Genomic DNA, 22,594 nt, shown 5'->3' on the forward strand with positions numbered 1-22,594 from the left:
GCCGTGCGGCACCTGCTGCACGGGGGGCGGGGTACCTGTCCCGGCTCACCGGTTCCCGTTCTGCTGCCGCCGGCCGACGGCGGCCAGCGCACGTGTGTGGGCGCGCCGCAACGGTGGCGGGGTGAGGGCGGACGCTGCACGCACGGCGGCGGCGAGCCGGCGCAGGGAGCGTTCCTGCCGCGGCCCCCAGTGCAGACCGAAACGTTCCCGCAGCACCGGCGGCAGACTCCCCACCGTGACCAGCAGGACGGGACGCGACAGCAGTGTCCCCACCGGTTCCCACAGGGCGCGCGGGATCCGGGTGGAGGGAGAGGCCGGGTGCGCCAGGACCCACACGACGTCGTCCACCGCCCGGTTGTGTTCGAGCCGGTCGTGCACCATCGCGTCGTAGTAGCGGAGGAAGGACTCCCAGTCGGGCGGAAGATGGTGTTCGGCCAGCCCCCACACCCGCCCGACCTCGCGCAGGCCCGTGTAGTAGGCGTCCAGTTCGGCGCGTTCCAGGCCGGGGCCGAAGAGGCGGTGGGCGTCGACGGGGCCCTTGACCAAGGTGGCGTGCACCCAGTGGTAGGCCTCGGGGTGGAGCGCGTGGTAACGGCGGCCGTCCTCGTCCACACCCTTGATGGTGGTGTGTTCGCCGCGCACACGCGTGGCCTCGGCCACCGCGGTCTCCTGGCCCCCGTAGACCACGGTGCTCAGTGAGACCAGGGTGCGCCACAGTCTCCGCCAGGGGTGTTTCCGGAACTCGCTGTGCTCGAGCACGCCGGCGCCCACGACCGGGTGGGCGACCTGGAGCAGGAGCAGTTGCGGTCCCATCAACAGGGACCGTACGTCGCCGAACCTGCGCCAGGCCGCCTCGCCGGGTCGCGGCGCCCTCACAGGTGCGGGTGTGTCGGTCATTTTTCCCCTCTCCGTGGGCGGGTGGGGCCCGGGTCCCATCTTGACGGGGACGGAGGATCCCCGAACGCAGGGGGCGCGGCTCAGGTGGTGCCGGGGTGTGGACAGCACCGGCCACGGCGGCGGCCACCGGAGAGTGCCGCCGCCGTGGCCGGAGAGCAGGGGTCAGCGGCGCTTGGGCCGGAGTTCGCTGGTGACCGCGAGCCGGTTGTAGAGGTTCATCATCGAGATCGCCGCCGTGAGCGCCGCGATCTGCTGGTCGTCGAAGTGTTCGGCGGCCTGCTCGTAGACCTCGTCGGAGACCCCTCGGTCACCCAGGTCGGTGACCTCGTCGGTCAGCGCCAGGGCCGCGCGCTCGGCACCGGTGAAGAGGTCGCCGGCCTCGTGCCAGGTGGAGACCTGGAAGAGGCGCTGCTGGCTCTCGCCCTCCTTCAGGGCCTTCTGGGTGTGCAGGTCGACGCAGTAAGCGCACCCGTTGACCATGGAGGAACGCAGTTTCACCAGTTCCAGGAGGCCGATCTCGAGGTGGCCGCCGATGATCTGGTCGATCTCGTCGAGTTTCTTGTACACGTCGGGCAGCTGTTTGGCCCAGACCACACGTTTTCCGTCCACGGAAACCTCCTCGAAAAGACCGCGGCCGCGGCCGTGACCCGGCCGGGCCGGGTTGGGACCCGTTGCGGCAACGCTAGCAACCGGCCGGCCCACTGCTAGGTTGGACCACTACGCCCCCTATTTCCTGCGTCCTGGAAACGGAAGACCCCTGTGACACACGACCAGGGCCGCTCCCCCACCCGGGAAGAGACCGCTACAGCTGCCCCGAGCGTGCGCGCCCTCGCCGGACGTATCGGGCGCAAAGCTTTCCCGCTGTACCTGTCGATGCTGTCCAACATGGTCGGTGGCCTGGTCACCGCGGCTGTCCTGGGACACACCGCCACGGCGGAACTGGCCGCCTACGCCCTGGCTCTGGCCGTTCTGAACCCACTGCTGATGGTCGTGCAGGGGTGCCTGCGCGGGTCGATGCCGTTCGTCGCCGAGAACGAGGACGACCCCGCGTCGCTCGGGTCGGTGGTGCGTGACAGTATCTGGTTGTCCCTGCTCGTGGGCGTTCTGGGCGCCGGGGCCCTGGGAACGTTGCCGTTGACCGCGCCCGCCCTGGGCGTCGACCCGGCCGTCGTCGCCGCGCTGGGTTCCTTCCCTCTCCTGCTGGCCGTGCACACGCTCGTGCTCTCGGTGAAGTCGTCGGTGAGCACGCTGCTCGTCGGGCTCGGCGAGACCACGGGGGTGCTGGTGGTCAGCGTCGTCACGACCGTGTTGTCGGTACTCCTGACACCGGCACTCGTGCTGGGTACCGGTCCCGTCCCCGCCCTGGGGCTGGGCGGGGCCGGGGTCGCGATGCTCACCACGAGTGTGCTGACCGCGGGACTGTCGCAGTACGTGCTCCGCACCCGGACGGTGCTGCGCGGTCACCGGGTGGGGGTGGGCCCGCCCCAGTGGGCGAGTGTGTGGCACATGGCCCGGGTGGGGTTGCCCTCGGGGGCCACGCTCCTGGTCAAGTTCGGGACGATGAGCGTGCTCGCCGTCGCCGTGGCACGTGCCGGAGTGACCGAGGCCGCTGCCCACCAGCTCCTCGTGGTGGTGGCGACGTTCGCGTTCCTGCCCGCGACCGCCGTAGGACAGTCCACCGTCCCCTTCGTGGCCCGTGCCGCCAAGGCCGACGACCGTGCGGGGGTGCGCTCTGCGTTGCGTGCCGGCTACACCGTGGCGGTGCCGGTCGTCGTGGGCAGTGCGGCGCTGCTGTGGGCCGCGGCGGGGCCGACGGTGTCCCTGTTGACCGCCGACCCCGGAGTGCAGACACTCGTCGTGGCGCTGTTGCCGGTGCTCTGCGCGGTGGTGCTGGCCGACACGCTCCAGGCCCTGCCCGGTATGGGTCTTCTGGGGTTGAAGCGACCGCGCCCTTCGCTGCATGCGTTCGCGGTCTGTTACGGCCTGCTCGCCGTGGCGGCGGTGCCTCTCGCCGCCCACGGTGGTCTGGCGCTGCTGTGGTGTGCCTACGCCACCGCCACCGCGGGCCTGTTCCTGTGGCAGAGCACGGCTTTCCGCCTCACCTCCGCCCGACTGTGATCTTCTCCGGCCCGCCCCTCAGTTGTCCTCGGCTGCGTCGTGGGTGATCAGCGCCAGTTGCACCCGGCCGGTGAGGTCGAGCTTGGTCAGGGCGTTGGACACGTGTGCCTTGACCGTGCCCATCGACATGTACAGGCGTTCGGCGATCTCCGCGTTAGACAACCCGGCCGTGACAGCCTCGGCGACCTCGCGCTCACGGTCGGTGAGTAGGGCCAGGCGCGCGCGTGCTCGGTCGCGGCGCGAGGTGCGTCCCACGGTGGTGCCCGAACCGGCGACACGGTCCATGAGGGTGCGTGTGACGCTGGGTGAGAGCACCGGCTCCCCCGTCGCGGCGCGCTGCACCGCCTCGACGATGCGTTCGGGGTCGGTGTGCTTGAGCAGGTAGCCGGCGGCGCCGGCCTGCAGTGCTTCGACGACGGTGGTGTCGGCGTCGAAGGTGGTCAGCACCAGCACTTGCGGGGTCGCGACCTCCTCCTCCCGCAGTCGTGCGGTAGCGGCGATGCCGTCCACGCCGGGCATACGCACGTCCATGAGCACCACGTCGGGTCGGTACTCCTCCACAGCGGCGGGCACTTCCCTTCCGTCCGCGGCCTCCCCGACGATGGTGATGGACCGGTCTCCGGTGAGCATCATGCGCAGCCCCGAACGCACGAGCGGGTCGTCGTCGACCAACAGCACCCGCACCGGCGTGTTCGTGGTCCCGGTCAACGTCTTTCCTCCTGGGCTCCCCGCGCCGTCTTCGTGGACTCGATTCTTCGGCCGTGCTCCCAGGGAAGCACGGCCGTGAGGTGGAACCGTCCGTCCACGGCCCCGTGGCTGATGCGGCCGCTCTCCAGGGCCACCCGTTCGGTGAGCCCGGCCAGCCCCGCCCCGAGCCCGGGGATCTCGGCAGGCGCGATACTGGACGGGAGCGCGTTGGCCACCGTCACCTCCATCCCGTGCTCGGGGTCGCCGGACAGCTCCACGTGCACACGGGATCCGGGCGCGTGTTTACGGGCGTTGGTCAGTCCCTCCTGCACCACCCGGTAGACGGTGCGCCCCACGGATCCGCCGGGCCGGTCGTCCTCGGGCAGTTCTCTCTCGATGACCACACGTTGCCCGGCGGCCACGGCCTCCTCCACGAGTGTGTCGATGTCCGCGGCCCCGGGCTGAGGCCGCGCGGTCCCGGTGTGTTCCTCGTCTGTGACCAGGTCGCCCGAGCGCAGCACCTCCAGGACCCCGCCGAGTTCGTCGAGGGCCTGGTGGGCGTTGTCCCGCACCACGGAAACGGCGGTGGCCAGTTCCTCGGCCTCCAGGGGTGCGGACTTACCCTCACGGGCGCGTTCGGTGCGGTAAGCCAGTGCTCCGGCGTGCACGCTCAGCAAGGACATGCGGTGGGCCACGGCGTCGTGCATCTCGCGGGCGATGCGCCTGCGTTCCTCGGAACGGGCGTCGTCGAGGTGGCGTTCACGGTCCTGTCGAGCACGCGCGACGTCCTCCCGCAAGCGTTGCACGAGAATGCGCCGGGAGCGGATGGCGGTCCCCCATCCCACGCACGCGAGCATGAAACCGATGGCGGCGGCGAGGGTCACGACCTGCATCCCCGTGCCGGGGACGTTCCACAGGACCCAGGGCAGTACCAGCACGCCCAGGATCGCGAAGGGCACGGTCCACACCCGCCAGGACCGGTAGATCGCCGCGCCGGCCAGACCCACGAACAGGGCCCCCATGGCGCTGACGGCCACGGCGGCGGCCAGCCCGACGGCCCACATGACGGACATGGGGTGGGAGCGCCGCCACCGCAAGCTCAGGCAGGCCATCAGCCCCACGGCGGCGTCCACGGCGTAGTGCCAGTCCGGCTGGACCGTGCTGTAAGTGAGGCCCATCAGGAAGAAGAGCACGAGCTCGACACCCCACAGGGACAGGGCGAACAGGAACAGGGCGATGTCGACCGTCCTGTCGCGTACCGTGCGCCGGCCCGTCCCGGGCACGTCGTTCCCGGCTTTGGCGGCCGTTCCGGTGGGTGTTCCGGTCGGTCGGGGATCCGTGCTCGTGTCCACCGCCCTGTGTCCTCTCCCCCGTCGTGGTGCCCTGAGGTGTGCCGCTGAGCCGCCACTGTCCTCGGTCGATCCGCCGTCGGGACGATTGTGACCGATCACGGAAGAGCTCGCTTCGGCCCTGTGGACGGCGGTGACCGGTCAGGGTTCATCTACCGCCCGCGCGGACGCTGGCCGATCATGCCGACCCTCATGATTCCGATGGCCTCGGCGCTCAGTGCGCTGTTCGTGGTGGGAGCCGGGGAGCGCTGGGCCTGGCCAACGATCATCACCGGCATGGTCACGCCGTTCGAGGTGGACAGCGGGCTGTCGATCCTGCTCCTGTTGTCGGTGGTCATGCTGACCCCGGGCGTGGACCCGCACCTGCGTGTGGACGCCAACGACAGCAGCGACAACCAACTCCAGGTGTGGGCGGCGTTGCTGGGGACCCGTTGTTGTCTGCGCCTGCGGTGGTGGCGACGGTGTGGCTGTACCTGGCCGGGATGCCTTGGTGGTCGGTGCCGTTCGGGACGGTCAACGGGATCGTGGTCGCCTGGATCCTGGGGCGGCTGGCCCATCGGCGCCTGGAGAACCGGTTGGCGGAGACCTTCACACACATGCGCCACGGCCGGGAGGTGGCGTTGGGGGCGTTGCCGGAGCGGGGCTCGTGGTTGGACGCCCTGCAACGGGGCGCCCTGAACACGAACGAGGAGAACCGCGCCAAGGGTTCCTGACCCGGGCCCGTGCGGGTGTCCCCCTCACTCGGCGCGGGGCGGGAGCGGGCCCGGCGCCCCCCGCTTCGCTCCGGCCATGACGACGAGGAGCGCGAGCGCGGCCGTCGTCGCGGCGGCCACCGGCAACAGTCCGGTACTGACCGCGACGGCCGCCCCGCCCGCCACGCCTCCGAGGGCCGCGCCGAGGTGTACCGAACTGCTCTGTACCGCCATCGCCTGGGTGGCCACTCGTGGTCCGACCCGGTCGAGTACCAGCGCCTGGAGCGCGGGAGGAACCGCCCATGCCGCCGCGGACCAGACCACGAGCACGGCGGTGACCAGCAGGATCGGGACCGGCCGCGCGTTCCAGACCAGGAGGAGGACGACCATGGCCGCACAGAAGAGGACGAGGGTGAAGCGCAAGGTGTGTTCGGCGCCGAAGCGGTCCACGGACCGCCCTGCCCCTTGTGTCCCGACGAGCCCGCCCGTACCGACGGCGACAAGGACGGCGGCGAGGGTATGCGGGGTGGCCCCGGCGGTGTCGGCGAGGAAGGGCGCCAGGTAGGTCTGGAAGGCCAGGTTCCCGGCGACCGCCAGTGCGGTGGCCACGAGAAGGACAACCACAGAGGGCGTGACCAGTGGGCGCAGCAGTCCACGGACGGAGGTCGGTTGCCCGGTCCCGCCCTTCTCCCCCGCCACGGGACCGACCGTTCCGTCTGCCTCCGGCAGGGTCCGGCCGCCCACCACCAGGGCGAACACACCCAGCGTCCCGCACAGCACGAACGCGGCCGCCCACCCCAGAGTTGCCCCGGTCCAGGCCCCTGCGGGCACTCCGACCAGGACGGCAGCGGTCAGCCCGGTCATGACGGTGGCCAGGTACCGTCCGCGCTGTTCGAGGGGAGCGCGGGTCCCGGCCAGGGCCAGGGCGGCGGGCAGGACCACGGCACCGGCGAGCGCGGCCACCACCCGTACCGCCATGAGCTGGGTGTAGGTGTCCACGAGCGGCACGACGAGGTTGGCGGCGCCGAAGACGGCCAGCGCGGTCAGCAGCGTGGCCCGGGTGGGAAGGCGGGTGAGTAGGAGCGCCCACAGTGGCGCGGTCACGGCGTAGGTGAGCGAGTAGACGGTGACCAACTGCCCGGCGGCGGTCTCGGAGACCGACAGGTCGTCGGCGAGTTCGGGGAGCACACCGAGCACGATGAAGTCGTCGGTCTGGATGGTGAAGGCGGCCAGTGTCAGGGCGAGGATCCAGAGAGGTGGCGAACGCATCGAATTAAGGTAACAGCTGTTCCCCTAATTTCGTGTGCCAAGGTGAGGACCGACCTCGCCCGAAAGCTCTCGCCCGGAAGGTGGTGCCTCGTGGCCCGACCCACCGACCCCGCCCGCCGCCGCGCGGTTCTCGACGCCGTCGCCGAGCAACTCACCCACACCGGCGTGAGCGGGTTCACGCTGCGCGGCCTCGCCCAGGGCATGGGACAGAGCACCCGCGTACTGACCCACCACTTCACGGACAAGGAGGCATTGCTCGCCGCCGTCCTCACCCACCTGGACGAACGCCAACACACAGCGCTGCGCGCGGCCCCCGGCTGGGACGACCCCGCGGTGCCGGTCTCGGCGATCGTGCGTGATTCCTGGCGGCGCCACCTGTCCGAGGAGGAACGGCCGATGACCCGCCTGGTGCTGGAGATCGAGGGTCTGGCGGCGGCCGGGCACCTGCCGGTGGGCCCGGGGTTCGTACGCGGCCGGGCCGAGTTCGTCGCCGACTGCATGCGCGTGCGCGGCGCTTCACCGGAGGCTGCGCTGACCGGGGCGACCCTGCTCAACGCGGCCTACTCGGGCCTGGAGAAGGATCTGCTCATCACTGGCGACCACGAGCGCGCGGAGGCCGGGCTCGAGGCGCTCTGCACGTGGGCGGACTCCCTCACCCGACCCGGGCACCTCTGAAAGCCACCGGCGCCCCTCGAGACCGCCGACAGCCCCGGGCCCGCGCTCAGGCCTCCTCGGCGTCCATGTCTTCGTCCCGCGTGATCTGGGCGAACAGGCCCTCGAGCCCGTCCAGGAACGCGGTCAGTGCGAGCTCGAAGCTGGCGTCGTCGATCTCCGAGGCGTGTTCGGGGAGCCGGTGGGCCTGGGTCAGGTTCGGGTACCGGTCGCGGTAGACCCGCACGTCGTCGTCGAACCCGCGCGCGAACGACTGTGTGGCCGCTCCCACGATCAGGTACTTGACCGAGGCGCCGATCATCGTGGCCTGCTTGGGCGGCCACCCCGCGCTCACGAGCCCGCCGTGCACGGCGTCGGCCCGGCGCAGGGCCTCCTCGCGCCGTCCGGGTCCGGCGGCGGCCACGGGCAGCAGGTTGGGGTGGCGGGTGAGCGCCTCACGGTAGGAGCGCGACCAGCGGGCCAGGCCCTCGCGCCAGTCCTGGTCGAAACCGGACACGTCGATGTCGGCGGTGACTTCCTCGGAGATCTCCGTGAGCAGCTCGTCCTTGTTGCCGTAGTGGCTGTACAGGGAGGCGGCGCGCACGTCCAGCTCCTGAGCGAGCTTGCGCATGGACAGCTTCTCGAGCCCGTCCCGGTCGATGACCGCCAGTGCGGCCGCGCGGATGGCCGGCTTGCTCAGGATCGGCGTCTTGGGTCGGGCCACGGACCTGTCTCCCTACTTCTCCGGGCGCGGACTCCCCGGGGCTGTCGGTGTCCGACCTGATCATCGCACGTCGACCGGGAGCCGGTCCCATCGCAGCCCGTACCTTCCCTCTCCGTGGCCGGGGAGCTGGGGTGATCCGTGGCGTCGGGGGTCTTGCACAAGCGGCCTGGGAAACCGTACCCTCCAATAACCGAACAGTGTTAGGTTATTGGGGAGCTGACCGTGATCGACTTCTCGTTGAGCGACGAGCAACGCGCCGTGCGCGACTGGGTCCGGACCTTCGTCGAGCGCGAACTCATGCCGCTGGAGAACGAGGTCCTGCGCCGCGAACGCGCCGGCGCCGAGCCGGGCCTCAACGCGAACGAGGTCCGCGAACTGCGTGCTCTGGCCCGCAAGTCCGACTTCTGGGGCGTGGAGACCCCGGAGGAGTACGGCGGGATGGGACTGGATCCGGTCACCGCCGCCATCATCGAGACCGAACTCGGCCGGACCTTCCTGACCTTCAAGTTCGGTGGCGAGGCCGACAACATCCTCTTCCACGCCAACGAACAGCAGAAGCGCGACTATCTGCTGCCGACCATCAACGGTGAACGCCGCTCCTGCTTCGCCATCACCGAACCCGGCGCCGGCTCCGACGCCAAGGCGATCCGCGCGACAGCGGTCCGCGACGGCGACGAGTGGGTCATCAACGGCGAGAAGACCTTCATCACCGGCGGGAACGAGGCCGACTTCGCGCTCGTCTTCGCCGTCACCGACCAGGACAAGGGCGCCAACGGCGGGGTGACCTGCTTCCTCGTCGACCGCGAGCACGGCTGGACCTCCGAGCCCATCGACACCATGGGTGAGCGCCGCCCGGCCTCCCTCGTCTTCCAGGACGTGCGCGTGCCCCACGCCAACATCCTGGGTGAGGAGGGGCGCGGCTTCGAACTCGCGATGAAGTGGATCGGCAAGGGCCGCTACCTGCTGCCCGCCCGCGCGCTCGGCGGCTGCGAGCGGCTCCTGGACATGGCGATCGAGTACTCCAGGACCCGGCAGACCTTCGGCTCACCCATCGCCGACCGCCAGGCCATCCAGTGGATGATCGCCGACTCCCAGACCGAGATCGAAGCGCTGCGGCTGCTCGTGCTGCACGCCGCGTGGCAGGTGGAGCAGGGGCACGACTCCCGCCACGCGCAGTCCATCGCCAAGCTGTACGGCGGTGTGAAGGCCAACGAGATCGTCGACCGGGTCATGCAGATCCACGGCGGAATGGGCTACACGCGCGAGCTGCCGATCGAGCGTTTCTACAGGGACCTGCGCCTGCTGCGGATCTTCGAGGGCACCGACGAGATCCAGCGGCGCACGATCGCCCGTGACCTGCTCAAGGGCCACGTGAAGGTGGGCGCAACCTTGGGCTGACACGGGAGCCGGGAGGGGCCCGACCGGACGGCATGGAGTCCGGTCGGGCCTTTCGCACGTCACGGGCGCTCCTGCGTCCCACGTGCGGCACGCATGGCGTGCATGGCGTGTGCCTCGGGCCGTGAGCCGTTCCCCGCACGCCCGGGGCAGGCGCACGGGGACGAGACACGGGGGTGCAGCCCGAGATCCGGCACGCAGGGCTCTTCTAGCTGACGCCGACCAGGTCGCAGACGAAGACCAGCGTCTCGCCGGGCTTGATGATGCCGCCGGCGCCACGCTCGCCGTAGGCCATGTGCGGCGGGATGAGCAGCTGACGGCGGCCGCCCACGCGCATGCCCATCACACCCTGGTCCCAGCCGGAGATGACCATGCCCGAACCGAGGCGGAAGCTCAGGGGCTCACCTCGGTTCCAGCTGGCGTCGAACTCCTCGCCGGTGGAGTGTGCGACACCGACGTAGTGGACCTGGACGGTGCTGCCGTGGCCGGCCTGCTCGCCTTCACCGATCTTCAGGTCGGTGACCTGCAGGTCGGTCGGCGGCGGGCCGTCGATGAAGTCGATCTCGGGGCGCTCGAGCTCCATGGTGTTCCCCCTCGTTCTCCGTGGAAACGGATGGATGTGAACCGAAGGGGCCAGGTTATCCGCGGGACCGGTGTGCGGAAGCCGGGGCCGCAGGGACCGAAGCCCTGGTGACGCCCCCGGAATCGGGCCCGGCGGTGGCGCCGGCCGAGACGCCGACGCTCGCGGCGGCCCTCGCAACAGCAGCGGACCCGGCGGAGGAGCCGACAGGTGCCCCGGACGCGGCCCCCACGACGACGTTCGATGCGGCCCCGACGGTGGCGGCGACGACGTGCCCGCGGCCTTCGATCTTGACCGCACCGCTGTCGGCCGGGACGAAGACCGATTCCCCGCGGGAGAGGGTCATCCCCTGCCCCACTTCGGCGACCAGCTCGACCTGCCCGTCGAGGACCAGTACCACGCAGGGCCCCTGCCCGGGCAGGTGGGCGGTGATGCGGCCCGGCCCGATCTCGTGCAACGCGAACTCCGGGGCTCCGGGCCTGTACTCGCGTCTTCCGTCCAGGAACTCCGGCTGGGCGTAGGGGATCGGCAACACGGAGAAGTCGACGACCTCGAGCAGCTCGGTGGCGTCCACGTGTTTGCCGGTCAGTCCGGCACGGAGCACGTTGTCGGAGCTGGCCATGACCTCGATCGCGGTGCCCTGCAGATACGCGTGCAGGTTGCCCGCAGGCAGGAACAGTGCCTGGCCGGGCCACAGGGTGATGCGGTTGAGCAGGAGCGAGGCGACCGCCCCCGGATCGCCCGGGTAGCGCTCCGCCAGATCCGGGACGATGCGTCCGTGCGGCCCGCGCCGGTCGCACGTGGACCATTCGGCCACGAAGTCGGACAGGAGCCGTTCGCGGCGGTCCTCGGAGAGGGTGAGCAGGCGGGTCAGGGCCGAACGCAGGGCCCTGTGGGTGTCGGCGTCCGCGAGGTCCCCACGCAGGTCGCGGGCGAGCTCACAGGTCAGGTCGCGCAGGTCGTACCGGGCGGCCTCGGGCTCACGGAAACCGCACAGGGCCTCGAAGGGTTCCAGGGCCAGGAGGAGTTCTGGTTTGTGGTGCGGGTCACGGTAGTTGCGGTGCGGGGCGTCGAGCGGGATTCCGCGGTGTTCCTCGGCGTCGAACCCCTGACGGGCGCGTTCGGCGTTGGGGTGGACCTGGAGGGACAGGGGCTGCTCAGCGGCCAGATACTTGAGAAGGAACGGCAGGCGTGCACCGAACCGTTCGGTGACCTCGGGCCCCAGGACGCGCTGCGGGGCGTCGGAGATCAGGCTCGGCAGGGGGTGCGCGGAACCGTCGGCGGACCGGGCCGAACTGGGGGCGCCGTGGTGGGCCCCGAGCCAGAGTTCGGCCTGCGGGGTGCCGTCGGATTCGGTGCCCAGGAGGTCGGGGATGGCCGTGCGCGCTCCCCAGGCGTACGGTCTTACCTGGTTGGTGAGCCTGTGCATGCGCTCCCCGCTTTCCGGTCTGCGTCGTCCCTTCCCGTGGCCGTGCTGCGAGGTCCACGGGAATCGCGAGGTCGGATCAGTCTCGCGAAGAGCCCTGCCGGAGTCGATCCGGCGCGCCCCCTCTCGCTGGGGCTCGGACACTGTGTACCTCGCCTGTTGGGTGGTTCCGGAAGGGTTCCGGGTCCGCCGATACGACCACGAAAGTTACTCGGAAGTAAACCATGACCGTGGACACGTGAACAGCACCACATGGTCACCTTCCGGTAGCTACGTCCGGTTACTCCTTTCACCCGACTCTCCCACCTGGTCTTCCCATTTGGCACCCCGTCTGACCCGTCGACCCCCTCAAGGACTCCGGCCGGAAGGCCCCGGACGGGAGACAAGACCGGGGCCCGGTCGAGAACCGGCCTCGCACGCGTGCGCGCACACCTGGGAAGAGGGGGGAACCGTGCACCCGCGGCAGCACGCCCTCGCACGCGTGCGCGCACACCTGAGAGCAAGCGCGAGCGGGCGACTCACGTACTCAGGGGCAGGCTTCGGCGCGGTAGAGGCGAGACGTAACCGGCGAACTCGTCACAGACGTCGTTCACCAGATCGGCCAGCTGCTCGCGGGGGGAACGATCCGCACCGACCTGCCGTCCCGTGAGCGGTAGATCCAGTAGGCACCGTCCTGACTGAGGTGCCTCGAAGCTTCCGGACAGCGCCCCCAACTACTGTTGGGGACGTTCGGAAGGGAAGGGTGGTTGGCTCGCAAGAAACCGTACTCTCAGGAGTTCAAGAACGAAGCGGTCCGCATGGTGCTCGATGGGCCGCGCCCGGTCGTGCATGCCGCACGGGAACTCGGCATCCGTGACACCACTCTCGGGAACTGGATCGCGGCATACAAGCGCGACCACGGACAACTTCCCTCCCAGCAGGACGCCGAGAAGTCCGAGCGTGAGCGAGAACTGGAGCGCGAGAACCGGAAGCTCCGTGAGCAGGTCGCTTTTCCAAAAAAGCGACTGCCTTCTTCGCAGCCGAGAATCAGTGACGTCCAGGTACGAACTGACCGCCACGGAGCCCCCTCCGTCCTACGCCCCCGCGGTCGACGAACGTGAGCTGTACGTCCACATGCTCCTTGCCTCCCGCTCGTACCCCGGCCGGAGGATCGGTTCCGGTCTCCTCGACCATGCCCGTGAACAGGCACGCGCACGAGACATTCCCCTCGTGCGCGTGGACTGCTGGAGCGGCGGGGACGGCGCCCTGATCCGTTACCACGAGAGCCAGGGCTTCACCCCGACCGAGCGGGTCCCGGTGGGTGAACGCGAGCTCCAGGTCCGCCAGAGCCGGGCCTGCTCCCCGACCCCGATCCGGCCCCGGCCTACCACCCGGCCTGCTCGTTCGCGGCGTCCGCCATCTCCACCAACCGGTCGGTCATCTGCTGGTTCATCTCCGGCGACGGCTGCGGCATGCCCGCGATCGCCGACATGTACAGCCCGTCCCCCGCGCGCAGGATCACCTCTGCCAGGACCGGGTCGGCCACGGCCTCGTGCAGCATCTCGCCCCAGCGGGTGAACGTGCCCTGAACCTTGGCCATCGCTTCCTCGGGCAGGTCGTCGTGCGTGCGCAGGGCGGCGATCACGGCCCAGTACAGCTCCCGTTCCTCGGTACTCTGCGGCAACGACGTGCGCAGGAACACCCGAACGACGCCTTCGTCCCCCTCCACGGCCTCCCGGAACTCCTCCTCGGCCATCTCGACGAGCCGGTCGATGAGCCCGGCCAGCATCGCCACCTTCGACGGGAAGTGGTACAGAAGCCCGCCCTTGGAGACCGAGGCCTCGCGTGCCACCGCCTCCAGGGTCACGGAGGAGAACCCGTCACTGATCAGGATGTCCTGGAGCGCGTCCAGGATCCGGTCGCGCGTATTCGAAGCAGTCACGATTGACAGTGTACCGGCCGGACGGTACTGTACCGGCTGGACGGTTCAAGAATGGGCAGGAGTGTGCCTCACCAGCACACGACCCCCGGGAAAAGCAACACTTCCGCGGAACTCCCCGGAGGAACAACACCACCGGACCACTGCGCCCCGACCCGGGACGCGGCTCGCCACCGAGCACGGCCCTACGGAACCCGGAGCCCTCCACCACTCCCGAGCCCGGAACAGCACCACGGCCCGGCCGGCCGCCCTCACACCGTGCGGCGGCAGAAGAAGCCACACGTTACGAGGAAAGATGAGCTCCGCCACGGCCGGGAACGGCCCCAACGACACGCGCGGCGGCCACGGCAACCCGCCGGCGCTCGCGGGCCCCCGCGAATGGGCCGCCCTCGCGGTACTGGTCCTGCCGGTGATCCTGATCTCGGTCGACATGACCGTGTTGGGTTTCGCCGTTCCCGCGCTCAGCGAGGCGCTCGAGCCCTCCGCCGACCAACTGCTGTGGATCGTCGACATCTACGGCTTCGTCCTCGCCGGGCTGCTGATCACCATGGGGTCCCTCGGCGACCGCATCGGCCGCCGGCGCCTGTTGATGACGGGGTCGGCCGCTTTCGGACTGGCCTCGCTCCTGGCCGCTCTCGCACCCGTGCCCGAAGTGCTCATCGCCGCGCGCGCACTTCTGGGACTGGCCGGGGCAACACTGATGCCCTCGACCCTGTCGCTGCTGCGCAACATCTTCCTCGACGCACGCCAACGGCTGCTGGCCATCGCGATCTGGGCCTCCGGTTTCTCCGGCGGCGCGGCGCTCGGCCCGATCCTCGGCGGATGGCTGCTCGAACACTTCTTCTGGGGTTCGGTCTTCCTCATCAACCTGCCGGTGATGGCACTGATCCTGGTGCTGGTCCCGTTGCTGGTCCGCGAGTCCCGTAACCCCGACGCCGGCCGGATGGACCTGCCCAGCGTGATCCTGTCGATGGGGGCCATGCTGCCCGTCGTCTACGGCATCAAGAAGGTCGCCACCGACGGCGTCGACGTACTCCCCCTCGTCTCCTTGCTGTTCGGGCTGGCCGTGGGGTGGCTGTTCGTCCGCCGCCAGCACAGGCTCCAGGACCCGCTCATCGACGTGGGCCTGTTCCGCTACCGCGTGTTCACCATCGCGGTCGTCACCAACCTGATGATCGTCTTCGCGATGGTGGGATCTCTGTTCTTCCTCACCCAGTACCTGCAGCTCGTACTCGGCGTCTCACCCATGCGCGCCGGCATCGTCCTGCTGCCCGGACTGCTGCTGTCGGTCGTCGCCGGCCTGATCGCGGCGCGTGTGGCCCGACGGCTGAGCCTGTCCACGGTGATCGGGGTGGCCCTGCTGGTGACCGCGAGCGGATTCGCCGCCTTCGCGTTCACCCCGGTGGAGGACGTGACCCTGGGCGTGGTGCTCATCTCGGCCGGGTTCGCGCTCATCGCGACCGGGTCCGGGTTCGCCGAGACCCTCACCAACGGCGCGATCATGTCGACCGCTCCGCCCAAGCGCGCGGGGGCGGCCTCGGCGATCTCCGAGACCGCCTACGAACTGGGCGGCGCGTTCGGTATCGCGGTCCTGGGCAGCATCCTGACCGGGTCCTACCGCGGTAACCTCACCGGGGTGGAAGGGGTCTCCGGCTCCGCCCTGGAGACCGCGCGCGAGACCCTGGGCGGTGCTGCCAACGCGGCCGAGGCCGTGGGCGGACCGTCCGGGAGTGCGCTCATGGAGGCCGCGCGGGTGGCCTTCACCAACGGCATGCACCTGACTTCGGTCATCGCCGCGCTGATCATCCTGTTCGCCGCGGGCCAGGCCTGGATCTCGCTGCGCGGCCAGGGCAACCCCGCTGTGGAGAACCGACAGCCCGAACCGGAGATCACGGCGCACCGCAAGGGCACCGACACGGAAACGGATGCCGTCGCCGCTCCCGAGAAGCCTGCTCAGGACCCTGTGGACATCGACGCAGCCGAAGGCGCCGCAAACGGCTCGGAGTCCGACAGGAGCGTCTGACGACCACATGGGGCCGGTGCTCGCCCCAGCAAGTACGAATCGGGGTCGACGGGTCCCGGTCGCACCGTGCGGCCGGGACCCGTTCCCGTGTGTCCGGGGATGCAGAACCGCCGGAGCAGGGGGAACACGGACCGCGGAGGGGCGGTCTCCGGGGTCAGGGCAGGCGCACCAGTTCCACGTCGTCGGTGCCTTCACCACCTGCGCCGACTCGCCCCGCAGCCGTCGGCCGTCCGGGCGGGACGACCGCGTAGGCGTCGGCCAGCGCCGCGCCCCGCAGACTCCCGGGACGGTCGTGTCCGACCGGGACCGCACGCCCGCGTCCGTCCAGGCGCACAGCGACCAGACGCGTGTCCCCGGGGTGGGAAGCGATCTTCCCGGACACCGGGACCCGCCCGTCCACGCGCGCCGGATCGGGTCGGCCCGCGAGTGCGCTGACCAGAGGCGTGAACAACGTCAACGCCGCGACCATCGCCGCACCGGGGTTGCCGGGAAGCCCGACGACGATCGTGTCTCCGCTCTCCCCGCCGTTTTCTGGGCCCGCCGGCCCGCCACGGGCTCCGGGACGGTCTCGGCCGTCGGAACTGCCGGGTCCACCGGTCCCAAGAGCAGCACCGGCGTTCCTGAGACGCGCGAGCAACTGGGGATGGCCCGGCCGGCACTGCACCCCGTCCACGACCGTCTCCGCGCCCGCCTCCGCCAGGATCGAACGCACGTGGTCGGCAGGCCCCTTGGAAGAGGACCCGCACACCACGACCACGTCCGTGTCCCCCGCGGTCATCATCTCCGCCAGGGCAGCGCGGTCGTCACCCAAGTACCGGACCGCACCCACCTGCGCGCCCGCCCAGTCGGCGACCCCCGGCAGGATCGGCCCGATGGCGTCGCGCACACGCCCGTCCCCGGGCAGCCCGCTACGGGTGATCTCGTCTCCGGTCACCACGATCGCCACCGTCGGTGCGAACACCGGCAGGGTCTCGTGCCCCAGACTCGCGGCGATTCCGAGTGAAGCCGGGCCCACCCGGTGACCGCACGTGAGAATCGTCTCCCCCGGTGCGGTCTCCTCGCCCGACCACCGCACGTGGCGCCCGTGCTCGACCTCACCGCTGACACGGGATCCGTCGGAACCGGGGCTCTCCTCGACCCGGGCACGTTCGTAGGGGAGCACGCTCTCGGTCCCCTTGGGAACCCGCGCCCCGGTGGCGACCTCCACCGCATCCCCCGGCCCCAGCGCCACGCCGGGTCCGGAACTGCCGGCCAGGTGGCGGCCGACCAGACGCCACGGTCCCGCTCCGGCCACGGCGTAACCGTCCATGGCGGAGGCGTCGAAGGCCGGAAGCCCCGCGAGGGCGCGCACATCGCGCGCGAGCACCCCGCCCATCGCGCGGTCCAGGGGCAGGTCCCGCACCGGCGCGGGCAGGGACTCCCCCAGCTCCCGCGCACGTCGGCGTGCATGTTCCCAGGGAAGGTGTCCCTCGTGTTCGCACCCGTGCATGTCGGCCTCTCCCGTCGCCCTCTCCACCGGTCTTCCATTGTCCCTTCCGCCCGACGGAGGAGAGGTACCCCGTCGGTGCGGGCCTGTCGGTCACGTGCCCCGGTCACGCCCCGGCCGCACGCGTGGAGACGGCTCGTGGTTCCTGCGGCCCGGCGCCATGAACACCTCTGCGCCCCATGGCCGCCACGAGATTTCCCGGGCCGCGCTCTCGGCGCGTACAGGGTTCGCACGCGCCCCCGGTGTCACCTCCCACACGACCTGTTCGACCACTCCGATTTGCCGTCTCGCCACTTTCCGCTAAAGTCTTTACCAGCAGCGAGGCGAGGGCCGCGGAGACGGGGTCCACACAAGAAGCCGAGCGGCAAGCGGACGTAGCTCAGCTGGTAGAGCATCACCTTGCCAAGGTGAAAGTCGCGGGTTCGAGTCCCGTCGTCCGCTCGGAGGAGACGCGGGGAGCCGAAGGCGCCTCACGTGCAACTCGGTGGAGTGGCCGAGAGGCGAGGCAACGGCCTGCAAAGCCGTCTACACGGGTTCGAATCCCGTCTCCACCTCACAGCAGCAGCGGGCGGTTAGCTCAGTTGGTTAGAGCGCTACCTTGACACGGTAGAGGTCACAGGTTCGAATCCTGTATCGCCCACCAGCATCACTGCAGGCCAGAGGCCTCTTCTGGTGTGCAGGTCCTGGATGGTCACCCAACAATGGGAGATATCCGGGAGATCGTCTTCGAAGCGGGCTCCTCCGGGAGCCCGTTTTTCGTGCCTTCACGGTAGAGCTCTTCCAGGCTCGGGGCCATGGAGAACAGGCGCTCGCGTTCGGCCGGGGTCAGAGCACACACGCTCTGCGCCCACAGGGTTTCGAGCACGATGTGTACACGCTCCTCCGTCTCGGGGGACGTGTTCGTAGGTCCGAACCATCCCGGCATCCGATGCCCCAGCCGGGCGGCCCGCGCCGCCTCGGGCACACCTTCCTCTGCCGGCCACGTGCGGTGGGCGTGCCGCCCCTCGTTGAAAGTGATCCCCAGCAGGATCGGCGTACGCGACCGTCCCTGGCCGGTAGGCACGTAGGTGACGCCGGCGGTCCATTCGGTGCGGGGACGGCGGCGATGAAGTCCCTTTCGACCGGGGCGTGCAGGGTGGTGGCCATCCGGTCCTGGACGATCAGGCCTTCGCGGCCGGTGCGGCGATGCACCCCGACCAGGCCCTCTCTGCATCAGGCGGGCGGTTCGGTTGCTTCCCAGCCGCAGGCCGTCAATCTCGGACTGGGCGCCTGCGGCCGACCTGGGCGCTCCGTACCGGCTGGCCACCGAGCGGCGGTGCGGCCCGCGCGGTGAAACGCCGCAGGGGCCGCTCGCTCTTTCCGTAGGCGTATCGCTCGGCGGCAAGCCGACTCACTCGCAGAGCGAGTTGCGCCCCACAGCAGCAGTCCACCCGCGTGGGTTTCCCAGGCAGGAGCGGACCCCGACGGTTCGGCGGGCGGGGGTGCATTGTGCAAGGGAGACCCCCACGCTGGGTGGCGGGTCAGGACCGCCAGGTTCGCACCACGTGCAGCACGACCGAGACCACGGCGAGGATCGCCCACGGCGCCAATGCCTCGGGGGCGTCCTCGGCCGCCCAGGCGGCGGCGATGACAGCAAGCGTGCTCCACAGTGCGACCTTGCGCGTCCGCTCGCCGCGCGTGGCGGAGCCGGGCCGCTCGTGCTCCCCCTCGCGCTTCGGCGCGGTTTCCGACTCGCGCTTCGGTACAGTCTCCGATTCCATGCGTGTGGCCAGCGAGTCGGCGATCTCGGTGTCGAATTCCGGGCCGAGTTCGCGCCCGGTGGAGATCGCGGCGGCGATCTCGTCGCGCAGGTCGGTGGTGCGAGCGGGGGGTGTGGTGGCCATGGTGCCTCTTCTCCAACTGCGTTGCAGGCCTCGACCGGCCGAGGGCGGATCCTTCAGTCTACGGCACGGTCGACGAAGCGGCCGGCCACGACACACCGGTATTCACCGACGCCTCTTCCGGCCTTGCAGCATCCTCCTTGCCATCGTGCTGCCGCCCTTTCCCATGTGGCCGGTGCTCCCGATCCCGGAGTGCTGCGGCGGCCCCGCCCAGCACCTTCGGCCGACGACATGCCGCCCGGCCGGCCGTGCTGGTCGCACGACCCGTGGGCGGCTGCCAGGCGGTTCCCACGTTCACCATCGGGTCGATCTCCTGACAGGCGCCCAGCTTCACCCCCGCAGCATCGCCACAGCTACGCCGCAGACCTTCACCGTGGCCTCCCGCCGGACTGACCTTGATCCGACCAGGAGTTCCCGCCCCCGGGCACCTTGCCCACGAGCGGGGACGCGCACTGCACACCACTCCGGTTCGCCGTGGCGCAGCGCCGGCTCGCACATGTGCGAGTAGGAGACCACAGCAACGCTCGTGACCACCGAGACCAACGAGAAGTGGCTGTCCTGTTCACTCCCCCGCACCCCGGGCACTCGTCCCGCGGGCCGTCATACCCGTCCCTGCGCACTTTCGCATGGTCGGGCAACAGCTCGAGGTGGGGACCTTGGGTCACCGGACCGAGGTTCGCATTCTGTCGGGCCGGAGCCACCGGCATCACTCCGGGTCAGAGCCTTGCTCTTCCAGACCCGTGACCATGGAGAACAGGGTCAGCCCGGTTACCAGGGGGAAGGATGATGCGAGGGGGATTCTGTTGGGAAACGATGACGTGGACTACCGTGGTTCCGTTCCGCCACAGACGTCCGAGGCTCCCTCAGGCTCGCAGATCGCCGGGCTGAGCGCCGGACCGGACGAGAGTATGGAGCGCTTCGCCCGCCTGGTCACACACCTGCTCAGGGTCCCCATGGCGGTGGTCTCGCTGGTGGAGGACGGCCACTGTGTCCTTCCCGGACTGGCCGGGGTGGGTGAACCCTGGAGTTCCTCCCGGCAGGTTCCGCTGCCGCGCACGGAAGACTCCAACGCCCCGTCGACCGGAGAACCGCCTGTCGGTGACACCGGCCGTGTGGCACAGGCCCTCGGGGCGGCTTCCTGGACACAGGCGCCGCTCACCGACGACGACGGCAAACTCTTGGGTTTCCTCATCGCGATCGACACCACCGCGCGTACCTGGAACAGCCGGGAAGGCGAGGCACTGCACGACCTGGCACACGTGTGCGGCGCAGAACTGCGGCTCCGTCTCCTGGTGAAGAAGAACGAGCGGGCCCGCCTCAAGGCCCGGAGCGCCTACCGGCGCTCCCGGATGCTGATGCGTATGGCCGACGAACTGGCCGGCACCACCGACCTGACCCTGGTGCAGCGTTCCGTCAAGAAACTGGTCACCACCGACCTCCGGCCCGCACACGTGGAGCTGTTGCTCGTCGAGGGGCCTTGTCTGCGCCGGGTCATCGACCCCGAGAACCCCTCGGCAGCGGGGATGGTCTACCAGGAATGCGACCTGGACGGCGGCCGGCCCGAGGCCGTGGCCGTGCGCACTGGCACCATCGTGAAGATACCCGAAGAGACCGCGCTGGAGGAGTTTCCCTCCGAGGTGCGAACAGCGTTCGCTGCGGAGGGGTTGGCCAGCGCGGTGTTCCTTCCCCTGCCCGTGGGCCACGACCCCGTGGGTGCGTTGGTGTTGGGCTGGCAGGACCCCTACGAGGTGGATCCCGTGGAACATGCGTTGTTCCGCTCCCTGGCCGAATACGTCGCACGTGCCGTGAGGCACGTGACCTACGTGGCCGACCAGGTTCGGAGCGCCCAGGAGATGCAGCGGGCCATGCTGACGGAGATCCCCTCCGTCCCCGGCCTGGAGATCGAGGCGCTCTACCTTCCTGCTGCCCGGGCCCAGGGTGCCATGGTGGGCGGCGACTGGTACGACGTCTACCTCTTGCCCGAGGACGCCCGTGGAACGCTTGCGTTCACGGTCGGCGACATCACTGGCCACGACCTCTCGGCGACCATCCTCATGGGTCAGGTCCGTACCATGCTGCGCCAGGCCGACCTGGACCACCCCGACCAGGACCCCGCGCTGGTCCTGTCGGCCTTCGAACGCGCCAACGCGAAACTCGGTCTCGGGGCCAGCGGCACGCTGGTGTACGCCCGCCTGGAGGAGACGCGTAGCGGGTGGCTACTGATCTGGACCAACGCAGGCCATCTCGGTCCCCTGCTCACCTCCGTGGACGGCGCCGTCGAGCAGTTGCCCGAACAGGATCTGCTCTTTCACCCCGACCTTCCCACCATGCGGGGTCTCAGCCACCAACGGCTCCTGGAGCCCGGCAGCACACTGCTGCTCTTCACCGACGGACTGGTCGAGAAGCGGGGGCAGGACATGGAGGTGGCCGTCGACCGGACCGCGCGCCTGCTCGCGAACGGCGTGGACACGCCCCTGCCGACCCTGCTGCAAGAGATCACCGAGGCCAACGCGGCCGATACGAGTGAGGACGACGTCGTCCTGCTGGCGATACGGCTGGCGCGGTGAAGGCGCCGGGGCCGGGGCCCCGGGCGCTCGAGTTTCCGGTGGGCCGGGCCGAAGAGTCCCGGACCGGTGCGTTGGTGCGCGGGCACTTCAGCTTCGAGGCCCGGCACCACGTCGAAGACGTCCTGTCGGGTGAGGACGCGTAGCAAGGTGCGCTCCGGTCACGGCCGGAGGGCCTGGCCGCGCTGAGCACGGCCGCCGCCGTGCTCTCGGCACGGTTGGGGCAGGACACACTGCCCGGTGCCTTCCGGTGGGTCTCCTGTGCGACATCCGTCAGTCCGTTGGACGTGCTCGGCCCCGTGACCGACACGAACTTCCGGAACGGTCCGGCGTAGGCCCTGCTGTGTCCGAGCACCGCTCGACCGTGGGACGCGACGTCACCGGACGGTCTCGGCCAGGAGGGCTGCGGAGCGTCGCACTCCGCAGTCCGGATGGATGATCCGCTCCCCAGGGGCGAGTAACCTCGCCCGGAGCTCCGGGGCCTCCCCCGCCCCCGGAACTTCTCGACCACCTCGCGCAATGAGGAGCCACATACGACGGTGCCGGGCACGAACGAATCTCGAACGCCCCTTCGCCCCTGAGCTGTCTGATGCCCCTCCGAACGGTGCGCGGTCGGTGCTGTCGGTTCTGCCTCGGGCAGGGACGATCCCGGGTGGGGTCCACCACCGGTGTTCGCGTCGCGGAGTGCCTCCACGACACTGCCCACCCGTTCCCGAACCCAGCGACGGTCGTCCCGATGACGGCCGGCGCGTTCTCCTGCACGGCCTCCCACACGGCACGGAGAACGAGTCACCGGACACCCACGACCACCAGGACCCAGATCCCTGACACCTCGACATTCGGACGGGAAAGCCACGCCGTGGACCCCGCCCCCGACACATGGCCACCTGAAGACCACGGCTCACTGCCGTGCAGAACACCGCGCGGTGTGGGAC

General features: G+C 70.1%; 20 protein-coding genes, 3 tRNA genes and 1 pseudogene. 11 read left to right on the forward strand and 13 right to left on the reverse strand.

The annotated features are described in order from the left end of the window. Nucleotides 1-45 precede the first annotated feature (45 nt). A complete protein-coding gene (locus tag D456_RS0112205; RefSeq protein WP_308433799.1) occupies nt 46-936 on the reverse strand; it encodes an oxygenase MpaB family protein in 891 nt (296 codons plus the stop codon). A gap of 123 nt (nt 937-1,059) precedes the next feature. Then, complete coding sequence (locus D456_RS0112210; RefSeq protein ID WP_017576465.1) at nt 1,060-1,506, reverse strand: carboxymuconolactone decarboxylase family protein; 447 nt, start codon at nt 1,504-1,506, stop codon at nt 1,060-1,062. Nucleotides 1,507-1,656: 150 nt separating this feature from the next. Here D456_RS0112210 and D456_RS0112215 point away from each other — a divergent pair, with 150 nt between their 5' ends. Continuing rightward, on the forward strand, nt 1,657-3,015 hold the full coding sequence (locus tag D456_RS0112215) for an MATE family efflux transporter (RefSeq protein WP_017576466.1): 1,359 nt from the start codon (nt 1,657-1,659) through the stop codon (nt 3,013-3,015). Between the two features lie 18 nt (nt 3,016-3,033). Here the strand turns inward: D456_RS0112215 and D456_RS0112220 are convergent, their stop codons facing one another. The 3 genes from D456_RS0112220 to D456_RS25040 form a co-directional block, all read right to left on the reverse strand. Next, nucleotides 3,034-3,723, reverse strand: coding sequence for a response regulator (locus D456_RS0112220; protein ID WP_017576467.1), 690 nt, complete (start codon nt 3,721-3,723; stop codon nt 3,034-3,036). Continuing rightward, nucleotides 3,720-5,054 carry a sensor histidine kinase gene (locus tag D456_RS24045; RefSeq protein WP_017576468.1) on the reverse strand — a complete coding sequence of 445 codons (1,335 nt, stop codon included), beginning with the start codon at nt 5,052-5,054 and terminating at the stop codon, nt 3,720-3,722. The genes D456_RS0112220 and D456_RS24045 overlap by 4 nt, the downstream gene beginning before the upstream one ends. A 149-nt stretch (nt 5,055-5,203) precedes the next feature. Beyond that, complete coding sequence (locus D456_RS25040; protein WP_152442548.1) at nt 5,204-5,389, reverse strand: hypothetical protein; 186 nt, start codon at nt 5,387-5,389, stop codon at nt 5,204-5,206. A gap of 96 nt (nt 5,390-5,485) precedes the next feature. Here D456_RS25040 and D456_RS25045 point away from each other — a divergent pair, with 96 nt between their 5' ends. Beyond that, complete coding sequence (locus D456_RS25045; protein ID WP_152442549.1) at nt 5,486-5,764, forward strand: hypothetical protein; 279 nt, start codon at nt 5,486-5,488, stop codon at nt 5,762-5,764. A 24-nt stretch (nt 5,765-5,788) separates the two neighbouring features. Here the strand turns inward: D456_RS25045 and D456_RS0112240 are convergent, their stop codons facing one another. Beyond that, complete coding sequence (locus D456_RS0112240; RefSeq protein WP_017576471.1) at nt 5,789-7,012, reverse strand: MFS transporter; 1,224 nt, start codon at nt 7,010-7,012, stop codon at nt 5,789-5,791. 90 nt (nt 7,013-7,102) lie between these two features. On the opposite strand from D456_RS0112240, the gene D456_RS0112245 reads away from it, so the two are divergent. Beyond that, nucleotides 7,103-7,687, forward strand: coding sequence for a TetR/AcrR family transcriptional regulator (locus D456_RS0112245; protein WP_017576472.1), 585 nt, complete (start codon nt 7,103-7,105; stop codon nt 7,685-7,687). 46 nt (nt 7,688-7,733) lie between these two features. On the opposite strand, the gene D456_RS0112250 is transcribed toward D456_RS0112245, so the two are convergent. After that, entirely contained in the window at nt 7,734-8,387 is a 654-nt protein-coding gene (locus tag D456_RS0112250) for a TetR/AcrR family transcriptional regulator (RefSeq protein ID WP_017576473.1), read from the reverse strand. Between the two features lie 222 nt (nt 8,388-8,609). On the opposite strand from D456_RS0112250, the gene D456_RS0112255 reads away from it, so the two are divergent. After that, the gene (locus tag D456_RS0112255; RefSeq protein WP_017576474.1) at nt 8,610-9,785 is read left to right on the forward strand and encodes an acyl-CoA dehydrogenase family protein; all 1,176 of its coding nucleotides are present in this window, start codon (nt 8,610-8,612) and stop codon (nt 9,783-9,785) included. 205 nt (nt 9,786-9,990) lie between these two features. Here D456_RS0112255 and D456_RS0112260 read toward each other — a convergent pair whose 3' ends face one another. Both D456_RS0112260 and manA read right to left on the reverse strand, forming a co-directional pair. Beyond that, nucleotides 9,991-10,365: an FKBP-type peptidyl-prolyl cis-trans isomerase gene (locus D456_RS0112260; RefSeq protein WP_017576475.1), complete on the reverse strand. Its 375-nt coding sequence runs from the start codon at nt 10,363-10,365 to the stop codon at nt 9,991-9,993. A gap of 55 nt (nt 10,366-10,420) precedes the next feature. Continuing rightward, complete coding sequence (gene manA / locus D456_RS0112265) at nt 10,421-11,791, reverse strand: mannose-6-phosphate isomerase, class I (RefSeq protein ID WP_017576476.1); 1,371 nt, start codon at nt 11,789-11,791, stop codon at nt 10,421-10,423. Nucleotides 11,792-12,534: 743 nt separating this feature from the next. Between manA and D456_RS25630 the strand changes: the two genes are divergently transcribed. Further along, on the forward strand, nt 12,535-12,888 hold the full coding sequence (locus tag D456_RS25630) for a transposase (protein ID WP_152442550.1): 354 nt from the start codon (nt 12,535-12,537) through the stop codon (nt 12,886-12,888). A gap of 13 nt (nt 12,889-12,901) precedes the next feature. After that, nucleotides 12,902-13,003: pseudogene (locus D456_RS27915) on the forward strand (hypothetical protein); the annotation flags it as partial. Nucleotides 13,004-13,151: 148 nt separating this feature from the next. Here D456_RS27915 and D456_RS0112275 read toward each other — a convergent pair. Further along, entirely contained in the window at nt 13,152-13,709 is a 558-nt protein-coding gene (locus tag D456_RS0112275; protein WP_017576478.1) for a TetR/AcrR family transcriptional regulator, read from the reverse strand. A 292-nt stretch (nt 13,710-14,001) separates the two neighbouring features. Between D456_RS0112275 and D456_RS24055 the strand changes: the two genes are divergently transcribed. Further along, nucleotides 14,002-15,729, forward strand: a complete 1,728-nt coding sequence (locus D456_RS24055) for an MFS transporter (protein WP_017576479.1) — start codon at nt 14,002-14,004, stop codon at nt 15,727-15,729. A gap of 154 nt (nt 15,730-15,883) precedes the next feature. Here the strand turns inward: D456_RS24055 and D456_RS0112285 are convergent, their stop codons facing one another. Then, on the reverse strand, nt 15,884-17,218 hold the full coding sequence (locus tag D456_RS0112285) for a molybdopterin molybdotransferase MoeA (protein WP_040699205.1): 1,335 nt from the start codon (nt 17,216-17,218) through the stop codon (nt 15,884-15,886). A gap of 365 nt (nt 17,219-17,583) precedes the next feature. Between D456_RS0112285 and D456_RS0112290 the strand changes: the two genes are divergently transcribed. The 3 genes from D456_RS0112290 to D456_RS0112300 all read left to right on the forward strand — a co-directional run bounded on the left by D456_RS0112290 (nt 17,584) and on the right by D456_RS0112300 (nt 17,858). Beyond that, nucleotides 17,584-17,656, forward strand: a tRNA-Gly gene (locus tag D456_RS0112290). A gap of 42 nt (nt 17,657-17,698) precedes the next feature. Next, nucleotides 17,699-17,769, forward strand: a tRNA-Cys gene (locus D456_RS0112295). Nucleotides 17,770-17,781: 12 nt separating this feature from the next. After that, nucleotides 17,782-17,858: transfer RNA gene (locus tag D456_RS0112300), tRNA-Val, on the forward strand. A gap of 48 nt (nt 17,859-17,906) precedes the next feature. Here D456_RS0112300 and D456_RS27495 read toward each other — a convergent pair. Continuing rightward, the gene (locus tag D456_RS27495) at nt 17,907-18,080 is read right to left on the reverse strand and encodes a hypothetical protein (protein ID WP_230480144.1); all 174 of its coding nucleotides are present in this window, start codon (nt 18,078-18,080) and stop codon (nt 17,907-17,909) included. 655 nt (nt 18,081-18,735) lie between these two features. After that, nucleotides 18,736-19,098 carry a hypothetical protein gene (locus D456_RS0112310; RefSeq protein ID WP_017576482.1) on the reverse strand — a complete coding sequence of 121 codons (363 nt, stop codon included), beginning with the start codon at nt 19,096-19,098 and terminating at the stop codon, nt 18,736-18,738. 800 nt (nt 19,099-19,898) lie between these two features. Between D456_RS0112310 and D456_RS0112315 the strand changes: the two genes are divergently transcribed. Next, on the forward strand, nt 19,899-21,662 hold the full coding sequence (locus D456_RS0112315) for a PP2C family protein-serine/threonine phosphatase (RefSeq protein WP_160166725.1): 1,764 nt from the start codon (nt 19,899-19,901) through the stop codon (nt 21,660-21,662). The last annotated feature ends 932 nt before the right edge of the window (nt 21,663-22,594 follow it).

The sequence above is a fragment of the Nocardiopsis kunsanensis DSM 44524 genome (assembly GCF_000340965.1).
Lineage (GTDB): Bacteria > Actinomycetota > Actinomycetes > Streptosporangiales > Streptosporangiaceae > Nocardiopsis > Nocardiopsis kunsanensis.

Bases quoted from the DNA above. Each gene is read 5' to 3' on its own strand.
- D456_RS0112205 (WP_308433799.1), bottom strand. From the start codon at position 936: ATGGGACCCGGGCCCCACCCGCCCACGGAGAGGGGAAAAATGACCGAC.
- D456_RS25040 (WP_152442548.1), bottom strand. From the start codon at position 5,389: ATGACCACCGACAACAGGAGCAGGATCGACAGCCCGCTGTCCACCTCG.
- D456_RS0112240 (WP_017576471.1), bottom strand. From the start codon at position 7,012: ATGCGTTCGCCACCTCTCTGGATCCTCGCCCTGACACTGGCCGCCTTC.
- D456_RS0112260 (WP_017576475.1), bottom strand. From the start codon at position 10,365: ATGGAGCTCGAGCGCCCCGAGATCGACTTCATCGACGGCCCGCCGCCG.
- manA (WP_017576476.1), bottom strand. From the start codon at position 11,791: ATGCACAGGCTCACCAACCAGGTAAGACCGTACGCCTGGGGAGCGCGC.
- D456_RS24055 (WP_017576479.1), top strand. From the start codon at position 14,002: ATGAGCTCCGCCACGGCCGGGAACGGCCCCAACGACACGCGCGGCGGC.
- D456_RS0112285 (WP_040699205.1), bottom strand. From the start codon at position 17,218: ATGCACGGGTGCGAACACGAGGGACACCTTCCCTGGGAACATGCACGC.
- D456_RS0112310 (WP_017576482.1), bottom strand. From the start codon at position 19,098: ATGGCCACCACACCCCCCGCTCGCACCACCGACCTGCGCGACGAGATC.